Consider the following 16,497-nt stretch of genomic DNA (forward strand, 5'->3'; position numbering starts at 1 on the left):
CAGGATACCAGTATAGGTTCCGGTGCACCGCCTATGCAATCCAGACGAAGGTTGGGCTGACGGACAATTTGGAAATAATTCGGATCAGAGGTTCGGATTTGGACGGTCCTGGGGTGGTAAATTAGAAAGAGGATGCGGCCGCAACGTCTGACCGCGGCGGGGTTCAATTGGAGCAGTCGAGTGCTACGTGTCCTTGGAAATTACCGTAGGAGCATCAACCTAAGATCGGGCCCCGCTCTTGGCGGATAATGCCAATCGCAGCAGTGCTCTGTGTACCTCAAGCAGGGCCAGAGTATCGCGTTCGCAATACGCTAGAAGTGCGTGCCGTAATTGATGAACTTGTTCAGAACATTCAACAAGGCCAGACACTATTTGCAGAAATGTCGCAGAGGCCGCGCCGCCATCGGCAATGACCTTTAGATCGTCATAAGTAAAGCCAGGACAAAGAGCTGGAGCAACGGATTTAATGGAGTTGCTGTACTGAAACTCGGGCAAATAGAGAGCCGTTCTCACAACGGGCAATAAATCTGCCAGTCTGACTGTCAACGCGCCTAGGTCTGCACTTAGATCTGGGAAATCTGACGCTAGTTCTCTTAGCCTTGTTTTCTCGTACGCCGAATAGACGATGATCGGATCATCAGAGCCTGCTAAGCCGTCTATTAGCGCTTCCGCGAACTGACGTCGGGGATCGCTAACACCGTCTGCAAGAAATTCCTTGTGACCCATCGTGCCATCGCTATCGACCATATGAAGTGACCACTGGAACGGAATGGTTTGGTAGGGCCTCGTACCTTCATAGAGCGGGATCGGGGGCGTCATTGCCTCGAAGTCTAGATAGCAAGACGGGGGACCAAAGGTGTCTAGCAAAGGTCCGAGGTTGGCCGCAACGTAGGGCACGCCACTCACTGTCGCGTCGCGGATAATGGTCTGCTTCGAGGTGAGCGGGAAATTCGGCGGTATGAACGATATTGACTCAATCCCGGAGGTCTTGAGTTCCCTTGCACGGTCCTGCGACAAGCGAGGCAAATAGCCAATCCAATCGGCCGGCTTTTCCGCTGTGCACTTGTCCCAGAACTCGCATGCGTAGGGCGTTCCGCACTGGCTTCCTGGTTCGGCGTCGGGTAACGCATTGCCGAGACAATCCCACATGGCGGGAAGTCGGGCTGTCAGATCGGTCAGTCTCATTCCTACGGCTTCGCTGACGTCCAAGCGCCTAAAGTAATCTGTCCAGGAAATGTCGTTTGGTCCGCGCACGTAGTCCGTATTCACGTGGAGTAACGCGATAGACGACACGGTGACGCCGGCGCCGCGGAGGACGTAGGCTTGGATTGCGATGTCGTCGAGGTAGTGATCCTTGAGGCCGCTGCCGCTCTTCACCTCGCGGAGCCCCCAAGTGCCGTGCGCGAGCCGTTCCAGTACGTCCACTTGGATGCGGATGTTATGGTACTCGAATGCGGCTTCAAAGATCGCGGGCACACTGGCGTCGTGCATTAGCTCAGCCGTACGGGCGGTGGCCTCGGAGTGTTGCCAGGGCTGTGCCCCAATAGACGCCCCTCGGGGAAACAGCAGCTGGGCTTTTTTTCCGATGTCCCGTCCGAGGACCAATGCCGAGCCGGCAGCGGGTTCTTTATAAGGTTTTGGTTCGTGGACAAGCAACCATAGGCGCCGCGGGCATTGCAGGCCTGCGATGTAGCGGGACTTGGTTAGATGTTGGCTGGTCAATGAGTGTCACACCTTAAAACTCGTCAAATCTGGACTATCCAAGCGGTTGCCGCAATAAGGGAGGAGCCAGCGTGGTATCCCGTAATTACCGACTTGGCTTGATTTCGGGGTCGTAAAGGAGCGGCTCTTCACCACCTATCCACGGTCTGGCGGGTGGGTCTTTGCAGCTTAAGGGAAACTCGGGATGCGGCACGGTACTTTGCGATCACGTCTGCCGATTTCTTCGAATGGCTACCGACGCCAAGGTTATCTGCGCGGACTTAGTTGATGCTGTGCTGCTTAAAAGAAGGACAGTCGTGAACAGGGGCAGGCCAGTCGATAGGCCGCGCTACCAAGCTTAGCTGGGTCAACACTTACTCTGTTGATCATGGCGTAGAACGACCTCATAATGCGAAAAATGCCTGATCCGTGGTCGTGCGCAACGAGGCAGCAATGGCTACTTACCGACAGATTCAAGAATGGGTGCGCGCGAGAGATGGATTCGTTCCAAAGACGTGCTGGATCGCGCATGTAATGTCGGACTTGGGACTAACGAAGGGAATAGCGCCAAACCGCGCTAATTCCGGCGAAAGGAAGCACCCCTGTCCTTTGGAAAAGCGCACAGCCATTGTTGCCGCAATTCGACATTTCGGGATGAGCCAGTCCGATCGCTGACCGCGCGGCGCCAGAGCACATCGTCTACCTTCCTGATCGCTTCTCTCATAGTCGTTCGAGCTTGTCGGCGAGTTGAGCCTAGGAGACTACCTGATTCTCCTGGCGCGCTGCCATGCCCACCCCTTTATTTCACGCCCGATATAAGTGCGAATCAATCCTTCAACGTTCATTGTTGCAATGCGAGAGCAGGCTCCAGGGGAGTTGCATATCTAATCAGTGCTCGCCAAGAGCGTCTACATCTTGATAGGGCTTTAGATGAGTAGCTAACTTTGCCCCTGCGCAAGCGGAGCCTGATTTGAAAACAGTAGCGAAGTCCAAAGCGCGAGCGTCATGCTATTGATCTAAGAACGGCTGCTAGTTGTTCGGACATAGCTTGCTTAGCGCCCGGCTCGTCTGCCGGCTTACTCCAGATTGTGCGGTAGTTGAACTCGCCGCCGCCTGATTGCATGCCGTCCTTCTCCCAATGCCATTCAATCACCGACAGAGTCGGCACGCCGTCCACGTCCCGAATCCACCAGTTCCGCTTAACCAAATGCATATCGACTGCAATTTGCGTTTTTACCGAGAGATCTCGTGAGGGGTCGTCGCTCTCCTGCGTCGTTGTGTAAAAACTGGCGTATTGATCGCGAGCAACGGGGCTACCGGTTCGGATTCGGAATTTTTCGGGTATTGTGCGCTTGCCCGTGTTCAGCAGAAAAGCCAGTTCGACGATCCCACCGAGGATGTCTTTCAGTCGGTCAGGTTCGGTCATTGATGCTCCATTTATGGTCCGAGGCGTCAGGAGGGCAACTGTTGCGTTAGACTGCGCATGTCGCCACGATTGAGAATCGCGCTAATTTCTACCATACGAATCTGTCGGCCTGAGGTGAAGCTTTTGGGTTTCTCCTGTGCTGCTTAGCAGGTCGCTCTGAAGATCATCGAGCTGAATTCTGCTAGTACCGGGGTCGGCCATTGGCCGACTTGTTCCGTAACGCCTCATGAGGGTGTTGGTGATCGTGAATGAGCGGGATTTCTGGGATCCGCCGTCAAAACGGTGAATTCGACATCAGTCGGTACGGCGTAAACCATCAGTCTGTGGCTGCCAGACCGCACCTAGGCTATTTACAAAGAACAGTGGTTGCGCCTTTTGATTTAAGAACGCAGCCGCAGTCAATTCGCCGCCGAAGCAAGCACCTGTGTCCAGATTCAATCGATGTGAACGAAGGTCTGGCAGCCTCGATTTGGTTGGGGTATGTCCGTGCACGACAAAGATGCCGTAATCTGCTTTGAATGACAGAAATGGCTCGCGGATCCAAAGTAGATCGTCCTCAGATTGGTCGGCGATGGATGTACCTGGTCGAATTCCGGCATGGACAAACAAGCGTTTTTGGTCGGCAAACCTGACAGGGAGCGCTTTGATCCATTTGAGGTGCTCGGCGGGTAGAGCGCTGGGGTCGTTGACCCCGTAGCTATCAAGAGTCTGTTCCCCACCATTAGCCCACCAGTTCATCAAATCCCGGTCTGACCGCCTATCGGAAGCAGCTGTAATAAGCATCTGGTCATGGTTTCCGCGGAGGCAGATGAACCGATGCCCTTCGCTCAGTTGCCGACGCATGAGGAGGTCGATGACCTTGCGTGTATCGGGACCCCTGTCGACATAATCTCCGATGAAAACGTATCGGACCTCTCGACCGGCGCGAACCTCATCACAGGCCAGCAAAAGCGCCTCCATTTTATCGAAGCATCCGTGCACGTCGCCAATGGCAAAGGTGAGTAAATCTTCCATGGACACATCCGCGCTACGGGGAATCCAAATGACACGGTTATAACGAACGTCACCAGAAGAATATTTTTTCGAAATGTTCCATAATGTGTAAATTTCTCGGGGCCTCATTTGAATATATGAAATCACCGCCGATGCTCCAGCATGGATTGGGACGACACCTTGGGATCCTTTGGGTTTTGCGACGATGGCTTCAAGCAATGAAGGCTGATTGGAGTATCCCGTCCATGGGATCATGCCCGCTGGTAAGTCGCCCGTTCGAGCCTTGCAGTTCGGCCACGCGCGGCCGTCTTGAATGGCGCAGCGCCGCGCATCAATGGCGTCTCTATCAAAAGCTATTGCGCGGTGAGTTCGTCACGGAGGTTATGCTGACGTGGCATCCGCGCGAAAGCGCTTGTCGTCCGAGCCGACCCACAATACCGTAGCAACGCGAATGTCGGATTGCCCGCGCTACCTCCAGGAGATTGAGTGCGACTGCGAATTCATCGAGGAACGCGAGAAATTGGTGGCACTTGTATCGAGTTGGAAAGCGGCGGCTCCCGTATCCTGCTTGATTTGGGACTTCCGTTAGACGCAAGGGACCTAGCATCGACGCCTCTTCCGAACGTCGAGGGGCTTGCCGGAAGCAGTTCGACGCTGCTCGCAATAGTACTATCGCATGGGCACCGCGATCACTGGGGGCTCATCCCCAAGGTCAATCCCCAAATTCCCTTGCTCATGGGAAGGGCAACGGAGAGCATCATTCGAGCCGCGGCTGATTTCGTGCCTGACGCAGTGAAATTGAACGCGACTCGCCATCTAGAGCACAACAAACCGATCCAGCTCGGCCCATTCACGGTACTTCCGCGTCTGGTCGATCATTCGGGCTTTGACGCCTACGCGATGGAAGTTGAGGCGGACGGCAAGCGGTTGTTCTACTCCGGTGATCTGCGAGCTCACGGCCGCAAAGGATCGCTGTTTGAGGCTCTCATAAACAATCCGCCTCGAAACATCGATACCATGTTGATGGAAGGCTCCAGCCTCGGGAGACTGGCCGACGATCAGACGTTTCCGTCGGAAGCCGCTTTGGAGGAGACCTTCGTCGATCGTTTCAAAATCACCGCCGGCATGGCCCTGGTGGCATGCTCTGCTCAGAACATCGATCGCGTGGTCACTATATACCGCGCCGCCAAGCGAACTGGACGCACCCTGATCGTTGATGCCTATGCGTCGGAGGTGTTGAAGGCCACTGGTCAGGATAGCATCCCAAAGCCCGCGCCAGGATGGTCAAACTTGGCGGTGTTTATCCCAAAAAGCCAACGGGTCCAGCTGGTAAGAAATAACATTGCTGCGCTCGTGGATAGTTATCGAGGATTTCGCTTATGGCCTGAGGAACTTGCAGAACATGCGCCCCGCTCGGTGATGCTGTTTCGAGGCTGGATGATGCGCGATCTGGATCAGGCGAAGGCGTTAGCGGGCGCTAAAGTGTTCTGGTCTCAATGGGATGGGTATTTGAGCGAAGGGAGTGCAGGGGACGCGCTCAAGGCCGATTGCGAGCGTCGCGGTATTACATTCGAATCCATACACACATCCGGACACGCCAGCCCCGGCGACTTAAAGCGGCTTGCGTCGGCGGTTGATCCGAAGCGCCTCATTCCGATTCACACCTTTGAACGTGAGAAGTTTCCTTCGCTTTTCCAAAACGTGGTTTTAGCTGACGATGATGAGTGGATCGACATGTAACCCATCACGGCGGTCCTCTCGACAATTCGATTCAACAAGCTGCGACAGATTCAAAGGCGATTTACAGATGCTTGACAATAAGGCTTGGCAACTAGAGCTCCAAAACGTCAGCAAGGATCTCCAAAACTGCCAATTCCCGAGGGAGAGCGAGATCGGAATCCACGGAGACCGCGATCACGTCGTTATTACCCTCCATAGAAAGGGCCTTCATGCCAACATGCAGACCGATGCGGCCGCATTTGAAGCATGGGCGCTGACTTTGCTTTGCCATTGCGAGGTGAAAACGGTCGCAATCACCCTTCAGGAAAACTCGGGGCAGCTCGATGTTCAGGAGCCTCATTTCCAGAGGTTTCTTTATAGACTGACACGTTTCGTTGAGCTTTTTCCTGGGCGGATCGTTGCCGACGAAAGACTCTTGAAGCTTTCACGCGTGGCCGGCGGTGCCCTCGGCCTTTTCTATCTAAATCAGCCGTTGAATCATCGCAGTCCAATCGAGGCAGAGCGTGAGGAGCGGCTTCGGGTTTTCTTGTCTCAGCCAGGAGATCATTCCGAGTCTGATCTTGAGAGAGCGCTAGAAATATCACCAGCCTTTATTGACGCGCTCGCTTTGGAGAAAGTAATGCGCCAATGGCCCGTTGGCTTGTTTGGCGAGCGAGTTGCGCATGGCAATCGAATCTTCACGGGTGGTAAGAGCGCGATTGATCTTATGGGAATTCGAAACGAAGAACTTGTGCTGGTCGAACTGAAGAAGGACGGCAATCGCAAGGTCGGCGCGATCTCTGAATTATTCTTCTACTCCAGTCTGATGCGCGACGCCCTTGGAGGGATTTTCAAGTTTGAAGAACGGCCATCGAAGCGGAACTGCGCGGTAACTACAGAAGACATTAGGCGCTGTTCCAGCGTCTGTGCGGTGCTATTGGCGCCCAAGATGCATCCATTGATCGAAAATCCGAGAATCATCTCAGACCTAAACTCGGCGTTGGCTCGCCATTGGCTAAAGTTTCCGGTCAAGTTTGACAAGGTTCACATTCGAAGTAGTCCGAAGAATATCGGAGAAGACTTCATCTTTAGCTAAGTCATCCTCGCGATAGCGAACGCTCTGCATCTCTGCATAGGCAAGATAACGATATTCCATAACGCCTCATACCCGATGCGGTGCCGGATCAGAAATTGGCAGAAAAGCAGACGACCGAGGTGAGGAGTCGAGCTAGATGCCGAACTGATGCGACGGGTCGAATGAAGAGCGTGATTGCGCATCAATTGATGAAGCCTCTCTAGCAGTGTTGGCTGCTCAAGTTGCTGGGAAACTTGGAGCGACTTCCAGGTAGGCTCCCGGCGCTGTTTTTGGAATATTCCGAGGTATCACCTGAGGACATGCGATCGCTTCCGCTGAAGCGCTGCAACGAAAGTGCTCCTAGTCGACCGTCTGGTGGCGGTACCCTTGCCGCTCCTGGCGAAAGCCCCTGAAACTCACGGGCCCACGAGAGTGACGGCGTCCAGCAAAACGGCGCTAGCCGGCAAGGACTGAAACTGCGCGTGCGAATTGCGCCTGACATTCAAGCGGATCGCCGTCGCCGCAGGTCTCGCCTGCCTGGTTCGGTCTACTTGAGGCAGGATGCAGCTTCAAGCGCTTGTCCCGGCGTCGCCACTCTCGTCCAGACAACCGGTTTGTGCTTGAATTCGGGAATCACATCGAGATTGCTGCTGCGTCCGGTTCCGTGCTCCGTATCCGATCTCGGTTCGCTAACGTGGCACACAAAGCCCTTGCTCTCGAGAGCCGTCCTGAAGCGTTCGTCCGCTGGGAGCCAAAACCGGGTGTCCTTGTGAACGGCTCTGTTGATCCCAAAGGGGATACCTGCCGAAGTTCGGTAACGGAGCAGATATTGACTGTGTCCTGCACGATCAACCGAATATCCGAAAGCATTAGCAAACGCCGCTTCAATCTGACGACCGAGACGACTTGGATCTGGCATTGCAACTCGACTTTCTGTCGGCAAGCGACTTTACTCGTGAAGGGGGCAGCGCAAGCTGACCACCTCACGCAGCAGCGCGATTCGTGTTGGTACTTTAGCGGCACCGACATGGCTTGTGGCACCTATGGTGGAAGCCAGCAATGCTTCAGTCTCCGCCGCGGTCCGAGCTTCCCAGCATGTCCGTGGGCCGCTCTAGAGTTGATCGAGGGTAGGCGATTTAATCTTGCACGACCACAACCCATGTTCGTGATGGACTAGAAAATCTTCTCGCCCCTTGTATTGCGGACTGGAAGCGCAATGAGACTGGAGCGTTTGTCTGATTTCGGCTTCCCGTTCGTCAGGCAAATCTCGTTTGTGATGAGTGCAAACAAACATCTTTCACCGCCCGATATATCTCCGCATTGCTCATCACACTTCGACCTTTCCATCGCCCAGATAAGATACTCAGCCATAGTCGAGAGATCTCGCATAATCACTCTCCCTGTCCGCAGGAGCCAGCGTTCCTTTCTGCAACTCCCAACGAAGGAGCACTATTCGTCATTCGTACGAAGGAGTGTAACTTCTGGGAAGTCCGAACATGCGGCTATCTTCGTCGCTCTCAACGACAAGCCGGGAGAGCCTGTCAGCGAGGGTTCGCTCAACCGAAGCGATTTCTTCTGTCTCTATTGGCGTCGGGGTCTATGGTGGCGGAGATGGTTTCGATTGAAGCTGCGAGGTAGTCGGCAGGCAAGCCGTGTTCGATCGCTCCATTCAGGACCAGATCTTTGTACCACGTGTAAGGCGAAAGCCCTTCCACAACGGCAGTACGGTCTGCGTAGTAGGTGATTGCCCTCAGATGTTCGCCGGCTGGCGTTATTAAATCCACCGTCTTTTCATTATAACCCTTCCCTAGACCCTCTGCCTTATCCAATGCCTTCTTTTCAGCTATCGGGATGTTGAAGACCGCTCCCCAAATAATGTCGGTGTCTATGCCGGTATGAAACGCGTCGCATTTTGAAGAGTTGTCGCTGCTGCGTTTGTGAAAACGAAGTTGGTGCTCCGTCAGTTTTGCCGTGGTGACAAATTCGCACGACGGTACCCGCTCGCGCAATCGAGGCGTCGACATGTTCGAGCCGTACGCGAAGTAGTTCATTTTCAAGATCTCCAGAATGCGGTCGTCAGTGAACTATTTTAGTAAGGCTCAAGTCCGCGTTTTCGTCGCCGAGCTTCCATCCGGGGGTGATGTAGCCGTAAGGGTCCGTTAGTATACCATCCTCATGTCTCTCGGTCATTGGCCTGCTTCTTCCATAACATCGCATACGCGAATGCGGTTTTCTCTCTTTTCAAACTCTCCCGCTGGCGCGCTCTTCAGTTCATCGGAGGTTTCGGACCGAACCGAGAACGCCGCTGCTCTCAGCTGCCGCCGTGATCGCCGACATGCCGCGTTCAGACCCCGGGACAGTTTCGGCGAGGTCGACGCTTCCGAGTGTACGAAGCGGTTTGCCCTTCGACGTCTCGCTCGCCAAGTTGACGCGGCCAGCCGACCTGTCCGCATTTATAGTGGGGGCGGTATCCAAAGAAAGCCGAGGGCAATCACCGCAAGTAAGGCGACGATAATAACGGCGGTGATGGCGCCGGCCGTAATCTTGGCATTTTCATTTTTAACGGGCACCGGCAACCTTTTTCAGAATCTGGTATCCGTTGGCCGCGAGATCCTGAAGGATCGCTCTGGCGATATGAGTGCTCTGGTCCGGCGCGATCCACTCATAGTCGAGGTTCGGGCCGCCATCACCCTCGGGATACTTTATGAAGGCCGTGTGGATCGCGTTGGTGATGAGAATTTCGACAGCCTGGTCTGACATTGGTGCCTCCAATATTCGGAAAGACTAGCACTAACTGAGGTCAATATTGGCGCGATTTCATAACGGCCAGGAAACGCCATTCCGCCACGGTGCCGAGTGCCGACGGCGATTTTGTAAAGCAGAGCCATACAATGGCAGCCAATGCACTCGTGGTTCGAAACGTCCAATTGCCGAGATCACAAAGCGGCCATCGCGCCGCACAGTATGTACGCATGTCCACCGACAAGCAGCGATATTCTATTCCGAACCAGGCCGCTGTCATAGGGGCATATGCGCATGCTCATGATCTGACGATTGTTCGAACCTACGCCGACGAAGGTGAAAGCGGACTTCAGCTAAAAAACAGGCCTGGCTTAAAGCAGCTGCTCGATGACGTTAGCAGCGGGAACGCCGACTTTGCGCACGTACTTGTCTACGATGTAAGTCGATGGGGACGCTTCCAGGACGTTGATGAAAGCGCTCACTACGAGTACGTCTGCAAGAAAGCGGGCATTAAAGTCGCGTATTGCGCCGAGCAATTCGACAATGATGGCAGCATGCTCTCAAGCATCGTCAAGAATCTTAAGAGGGTAATGGCAGCAGAATATAGCCGCGAGCTATCTGTAAAAGTGCACGCGGGTGTCTGCCGCTTCGTGCGAATGGGATTCAGGTTCGGCGCCCCGACCGGCTACGCTCTGCGGCGAGAATTGGTCGATGAGAAGCTGCAGTCAAAGGGGGTACTGAACGATGGCGACCGCAAGTATCTCATCACCGACCATATCAGACTGAGGCCCGGCGCAGCCGACGAGGTCGGGGTGGTGAGGTGGATCTTCGAGCAATTCCTGGAGTTGAAGTCCGAAACGGCCATTGCACGAGAGCTCAATCGGAAATTGATACCCACTAACTCGAAAGAGCCGTGGAATCGCGCTCAAATAGGCAGGATTCTCAGGAACGAAAACTACATCGGAAATCTCATCTACAACCGTCAATCGTGCAAGCTACGAGAGAAGAAGGTAAGCAACCCGCCCGATCTCTGGATCATGAGCGAGGGCTGCCTCGAACCGATTGTTCAGCCAGAGGTGTTCTTCAAGGTCAGGAAAACGATATTAGATCGTCGCGTTGATATTTCGGAGGCAGAGATGTTGACGCGCCTGCGTCGAACGCTGCTGAAGCGAGGGCGCCTTAGTCCGGCAATTATCAACGCAACCGTGGGCGTTCCCTGCGTTAAAACCTACATTGATCATTTCGGCAGCCTGCGCCAAGCCTACAGCCTCGTGGGCTATACGTCCAAGCGGGACTGCAACCACATCGATACTCGGCAACGGTGGCTTGACCTGTTTGCTGGGCTTGCAGCGCAGTTAGCAGATGCGTTCCGGAACGCATCCGTCCGCTTCGCGTTCGATGGCGATCCGGATTGCTTGCTCGTGAATGGGGAGGGTGTGTCCTTTTTCTTGGCGCGGTGGCGTGGGGGAGAGCAGGAAACATTCGCTCCGCATTGGTCTATCAAGCGTCGGGTTGGTATGCCCGAGGGGTGGATTATCGCGGTCAGATTGGGAGAGCGGAATGAAGCCGTGCTCGACTATCTTTTGCTTCGAACCACGGACATGACGGGATCGTTGATGAGATTTACGGAGATGGCTCGCCTGCGTCATGGACCGGAGAGTTTCGAAAGTTTCGATGCGCTGGTGAAAATACTCATTGGGCGTGTAACCAAACCCAGCCGTGGTTCGCCAGCCAGGCAAGCGCAACGGAAAAAGCCACTGAAGCTAACCCCGTCCAAAAGACAGACCGACCGCGCGCGGCATCGACGGAGCGCAAATACAGATAGGCTCCGATGAATGTTCCGTAGTTCCGTTTGAAGCTGCCGTTTAGTTTGGATATTTCAACTAAATCAGAAGACGCGTGGAGATGCTCAGACATTGGGCCGGTTCCATATGCGATTGCTAGACCAGCGTCTCATAAACCAGTGATTTGCCCGACAGCGCAAGCAAAATATTCTGGTTTTCGGAATTTTTGTTATTTTAGTCGGTGACCTTCACGGAACGCCTCAGCACATCAAGTGAAAGGTCGCGTTGAAGGCGTCCGACCAAATCGTCAACTGCATCTATCAATGCTGTTGCTTCAGAGGAGGTAACAGCAGTCAGCTGTGCTGTAAGGTAACCCCTGAAAGACAAAATCTTTTGCAGCCGGAAGAGCTGGTCTGCCTTGTCTTCTATGAAAGCGTCCACCTGTGCTTCGCGCCGCAATCGCTCCTGTTCACGAAGGTAGGCCTGGTGCCGCTCTTGCCTTTCGCGCTCAGCGGTTTCCGCAGCAATGCGATTATGTCGCACGATTGCCGCGCCCGTCAGCATGGCGATCAAGATTTCGTTGATATGGCTTTCCAATTTGTTGGTTTTTCGGTCATGCCATCTGCCGAGCAAATTCCCTGATCCCCACGATGGCCTGAGGGGGTCGTATAATGACAGCGACATTCGACCTGAAGGAAAGTTATCCCACGAGCGCCAGTGTTGCCGCTCCCGGTCATAAAGGGATGGCCATTTTTTCCTATTTTCTTCCCAGTCAGCTTTTGCCTTCAGCTCAGATTTTGTCGGTTGGTGCTCTGTCCGATCTTTTGTCTCCCTAACGGCAAGTACCATGACCTCACTATCGATCACGGCTTTCAAGCCGCTTTCGGTTGCCTGGATCCGATGGCCGGCGCTATCCAACGCCTTGAAGAGGGTATCAACCAAGAGGACGATCCGGTCCTTATTCGATGGACCAATGTTAGCGCTGAGGATCCCTGGTCCGCTAACGTCCAGAAATCCCTCGTGGTCCGGTTTGGCCGACCGCAGAGCCCGATTTAGAGCTTGGGCAGACGGGTGCAGACGGAGAGGGGGCTCGCTGGGCACCGCGATTGGAGCCTGGACCTGCTCGCGAGCCTTATGGGCGGCCTCTACAACCTCTTGGGGCGTTTCTACGGTCGCGAAGACCGACACTAAGACGCGGTCACTGATGCCCGATTTAGGCGGTTCTAGAGGCGTTGCTTGCACGGGCTTTCCGAAACTCACCTTTGCCCAATATCCAAGGGGCGGCGTGGGGATGTCATGCTTTACACAGATCTTGCGTAAACCCACGTCGGACAAACCGAATTCCTTTGCAAGTTTCACCATCGGTTTGGCCCAGACGAGGTCGTAAAGCTCCCGGCGCGAATATTCCTTGTGCATGCTCGTTGCTCGCTACCGACGAAATAGTCGAAGGGCGAAGATCACTGAAGACGCCAAAAGTTCCGAAAAGGGCCGTTTTTGACAGGCCAAAGGCCACGGGAAACGCGCAGGAAAACTCCCGATCATGGGTTGGTTGCGCTGCACCATAGGTCCGTCCGGAGAAGGTTGGATTCCAGTTCCTCTCCCTCCGCCACCCTACGCCCTGCGGGCTTCGGGTGGCAGGCCACCCGAGAGACCGTAGGGCGCGGGGTGTCTCCCGAAGCTCCGTAGGAGCGCAGAGAGACTGGTACCGTGTGGTACGTTTATTTTCCTGAGCTCAGCAATGGCGATGTCTACGGGTCGACCGACGATCGTCGGCGTCGCGTCACGTCACGCAATGACGGTCATGTCGTCTCCACTCCAGGTTAGGCATCGAAACGGTGACTCCATCCTAGCGGGCAAGGTCTGAGGATGTCTGCTTTACCACCTCGCTACCTATTTTCCGCGCGATCGCTCTCTCTAAAGAGCGTGCCATGATGATAGCCGATCGTTCGTCAAGATGTGCTCCATCGGTCCATCGGATCTCGTTGGATGGATAGTCCAATGATAACCATCTGCCGTGGTCGTGCCCAAAGGCCTCTGCCATCGCTGACCGGCCCGTTGTCATATATCGGGACCGCGCGAATGCGGGGCTCAGAGGAAGTTCGTAAAAGAACACTGAAATCTTTTGCATCTCGAGCGTTTCCACGATGTGCTTCAATTCGGCTGCATGTCGACGGATGATCTGATCGTGATCCGGATTATTCCACTCAGCCAGGACAGCGGCGAGCACATGCGGGTTGTATTCGGGGGCTGGCGGCTTTCGTAGAATTGCCTCTTCTAGAGCCGATTGCCGAAGAAGCGCAGATTTGTCATCTCTGTCAAAGCGCTGCCAATCGTCGAGCTTTTGCTGGTACAACGCGGCTAATGTGCGAAGGGGTCTGAAATTCATTGGTGCGCGCGCAGGCTCCGCATTACTCGTGCGGACCCTCTCAACCATTGCCTGGTCGATACCGCGAGAAAGAGTATTGGTCTCGATGGCTATGAGCCGCGGCCGAACAGCAGTAGCCGCCTCAATCATTGCTGCCCCGGTCAACGGAGATCCACCAGGCAGCGCCAGATTTCGAACGTAAAGTTTATGAAAAAATTCTTCGTGCAATCGCACGGTGAACGAACTGCCCGTTAATGCGACCGGAGCAACTGGACTGTTGAGATAACGATCGGCAATCCTGGACTGTATTTCATCCGTCGTGGTCGCGGGAAAGTCCGGGATGTCTTTGAGGAACTGAGGAGCTATCCAACACATGGCCAATACTGCGACACATGCGGCGCTCGCCTTCACGAACCAGCTTATCGAGGCAGTACGGTCCATGTCCAACCTAGAACTGGAAATATATGAACGCTGTGTCGGGACCGGCTTCGATTAGCATCAGAGCTGCCATGGCGCCATACACAAAGGGATCCAGGTTGCCCCGGAGTGCAACGAGCCTCTCCGAGGTGATAAAATGCTGTATGAGAACTGGAAGCGCATAGATCAGCGCCAGACTTCGGTAAATGCGCGCAGGGCTAGGCACGGACTGATCGATAAACATACCAGAAATGTAATCCATCGCATGCTCGAAATTCGGGAGCTTGAAAAAAACCCACAAGAAGGAGACGCATAAAAAAACAACAAGCATGCGAGTCGCAACGATCACGCGACGCAGAGCGGCAATCGCTGCAAGTTTTTCTATCAAGGGCAGGAACGGACGCTCGATCACCAGAAGGAGGCCGTGCATTAGCCCCCATGCCAGGTAGCTCAATCCGGCGCCGTGCCAAAGACCACCCAGGCCCATCACGATCATTAGATTGAGGTACGTCCGCCCTTTACCATCGCGGTTGCCGCCTAACGGGATGTAGAGATAGGTGCGGAGCCAGGTTGACAGCGAAATGTGCCAGCGCGTCCAAAATTCAGCAAACGACTGCGAGACATAGGGCAAGTTGAAATTGATTGGCAGACGGTAGCCGAACAGCAGCCCCAGCCCGATCGCGATAGCAGAATACCCGAAAAAATCGGCATAGATTTGATAGCTATAAAGGAACAAGCAGAGCCAGCGGTCGCTGCTTCGAAGCGCATGGTATAGAGGAAAATCCATGTTGGTCGTGAGCGTGTTGAGGTTGTTCGCGACAAATAGTTTGAAGAAGTAGCCGGTGACAATCCATCTAGCCGCCTCGACGAACGGTACTTCGTTGAAAAATTTCGGTTGGATTTGCGGCAGAAAGTTTTCCGCCCGCGTGATGGGCCCGGAGACGAGCTGCGGGAAGAATATAATGTAAAGAAACACGTCCCATTGGGAGGGGGCAGGGCCGGTGCGTTTCGTCATGTCTACCAGCAAGCTGATGTTGTGGAAGACGAAGAACGAAATGCCTATTGGCAGCGGGAGTTTCAGCAAGAGGTCGATCGCGCCAACATCCGAGAGTGCCGGTGAGGAGGGATCGACAAACAGTAATTTGTACTTGAAAAAGGCTAATAGCGCGAGGTTGAATGCAATGCCGGCCGGCAGCCACAACTTGCGTCGAACCATGGCCTTCAGGAGAAAGAAGTAAGTCCCGAAGACCGCTATCGCGAGCAGCGCCAGCAATTCCGGTTGCCCGAATCCGTAGAAGAACAGGCTTGCAACTACCAGGATGTAGACCTGATACGGGCGAACGAGTGGCCAGTAATAAAGGGCAAATACCCCAGACACGAACACCGCAAATTGCCACGACGTGAAAGTCAAAGAGTTAGCCTCCAAGCAGGGGTAGTGATTGGGAAAACCCCATCATGTCTACCAAGCGGTCGCGCGGCCGCCCCGACGTATGGACTTCGGAAATTGCGCTGGTCGAGGCTGGCTAGCTGAACGCGAAGCCAGCCTTCCAACTCTTTCGAGATGCCTGCGGTTGCGAACGAATGCGTCCAATGAATTCCGCGCAATCGAGCCGGTTCGACGAACCCATCGCGAGCAAGCTGGTTTTAGTCCAGCTTCAACCCGTCGTGCAAACAAGCTTGCTCGCGTGGTCTTGCCATCAAATGCTCTCATCTGCTGGGCCCTATGGTAAACTATAAGTGTGCCTAGATTGATACCGCGACTACCACGAAAACATTCACGGTATCAAACGAAGGCGCGTGAGGCTGTTGTCGCATGATTCATGCGGAGCGGTGGATCTGATTTGATACCGCGGGGATATTCTGATACCGCGTTTTTTCGCAGCCAGCTCATAAACGTTCTGCTCGCGCGTTCGCCAGTGACATCGCAGCTCCACCAGGTCTCAAGGCTCCTTTCACTCACGCCGTCCCGGCACCCCGCCGCCAATATCGTTACGCAAGCGCGACATACAATTGCATCCACCCGCCGCACGTTGAAGGTCTGCTAGCGCGCTTTGTCTCTCGGCGGCTTCCCCAAAATCACCTCGCGCCGGGTGCGCGAGCAGCCCGGCCGGTGGCGCGCCGAACAAATCGCTTCTGATTGTCAGAAGTCATGTCAAGCACAAAATTTCCGAAATTCAAAAATATTCCTCTTTCCTTCGACCCCAAATCACCTGCACATCAATAGCCATCCCGTCCCACTCAGAGGGGCGTCGGCCGTCGTCATGACGAGGGGCGG

The 16,497-nt window shown here is 54.5% G+C and carries 11 protein-coding genes; 3 read left to right on the top strand and 8 right to left on the bottom strand.

All coding sequences use genetic code 11. The features are described from left to right. Positions 1-219 precede the first annotated feature (219 nt). From JQ597_RS25380 to JQ597_RS25390, 3 genes are all read right to left on the bottom strand, one after another. Positions 220-1,722: a DUF2779 domain-containing protein gene (locus tag JQ597_RS25380; RefSeq protein WP_212267818.1), complete on the bottom strand. Its 1,503-nt coding sequence runs from the start codon at positions 1,720-1,722 to the stop codon at positions 220-222. A 982-nt stretch (positions 1,723-2,704) separates the two neighbouring features. Next, positions 2,705-3,127, bottom strand: a complete 423-nt coding sequence (locus JQ597_RS25385; RefSeq protein WP_212267820.1) for a hypothetical protein — start codon at positions 3,125-3,127, stop codon at positions 2,705-2,707. Between the two features lie 294 nt (positions 3,128-3,421). Then, positions 3,422-4,339: a metallophosphoesterase family protein gene (locus tag JQ597_RS25390; protein ID WP_249148183.1), complete on the bottom strand. Its 918-nt coding sequence runs from the start codon at positions 4,337-4,339 to the stop codon at positions 3,422-3,424. A gap of 267 nt (positions 4,340-4,606) precedes the next feature. On the opposite strand from JQ597_RS25390, the gene JQ597_RS25395 reads away from it, so the two are divergent. Together JQ597_RS25395 and JQ597_RS25400 are read left to right on the top strand one after the other, a co-directional pair. Then, complete coding sequence (locus JQ597_RS25395) at positions 4,607-5,860, top strand: MBL fold metallo-hydrolase (RefSeq protein ID WP_212267822.1); 1,254 nt, start codon at positions 4,607-4,609, stop codon at positions 5,858-5,860. 67 nt (positions 5,861-5,927) lie between these two features. Further along, positions 5,928-6,935, top strand: coding sequence for a hypothetical protein (locus tag JQ597_RS25400; RefSeq protein WP_212267824.1), 1,008 nt, complete (start codon positions 5,928-5,930; stop codon positions 6,933-6,935). A 1,535-nt stretch (positions 6,936-8,470) separates the two neighbouring features. Here the strand turns inward: JQ597_RS25400 and JQ597_RS25405 are convergent. After that, on the bottom strand, positions 8,471-8,965 hold the full coding sequence (locus tag JQ597_RS25405; RefSeq protein WP_212267826.1) for a gamma-glutamylcyclotransferase family protein: 495 nt from the start codon (positions 8,963-8,965) through the stop codon (positions 8,471-8,473). Between the two features lie 508 nt (positions 8,966-9,473). Further along, positions 9,474-9,674: a hypothetical protein gene (locus JQ597_RS25410; protein WP_212267827.1), complete on the bottom strand. Its 201-nt coding sequence runs from the start codon at positions 9,672-9,674 to the stop codon at positions 9,474-9,476. 131 nt (positions 9,675-9,805) lie between these two features. Between JQ597_RS25410 and JQ597_RS25415 the strand changes: the two genes are divergently transcribed. After that, a complete protein-coding gene (locus tag JQ597_RS25415) occupies positions 9,806-11,491 on the top strand; it encodes a recombinase family protein (protein WP_212267829.1) in 1,686 nt (561 codons plus the stop codon). Positions 11,492-11,674: 183 nt separating this feature from the next. On the opposite strand, the gene JQ597_RS25420 is transcribed toward JQ597_RS25415, so the two are convergent. The 3 genes from JQ597_RS25420 to JQ597_RS25430 form a co-directional block, all read right to left on the bottom strand. Further along, positions 11,675-12,856 (bottom strand): hypothetical protein, encoded by a 1,182-nt coding sequence (locus JQ597_RS25420; RefSeq protein WP_212267831.1) that lies wholly within the window; start codon positions 12,854-12,856, stop codon positions 11,675-11,677. 430 nt (positions 12,857-13,286) lie between these two features. Further along, positions 13,287-14,246, bottom strand: a complete 960-nt coding sequence (locus tag JQ597_RS25425; RefSeq protein ID WP_212267833.1) for a hypothetical protein — start codon at positions 14,244-14,246, stop codon at positions 13,287-13,289. 7 nt (positions 14,247-14,253) lie between these two features. Then, positions 14,254-15,633, bottom strand: a complete 1,380-nt coding sequence (locus JQ597_RS25430; protein WP_212267835.1) for an MBOAT family O-acyltransferase — start codon at positions 15,631-15,633, stop codon at positions 14,254-14,256. Positions 15,634-16,497 lie beyond the last annotated feature (864 nt).

Source organism: Bradyrhizobium sp. AUGA SZCCT0177, assembly GCF_018130125.1.
Lineage (GTDB): Bacteria > Pseudomonadota > Alphaproteobacteria > Rhizobiales > Xanthobacteraceae > Bradyrhizobium.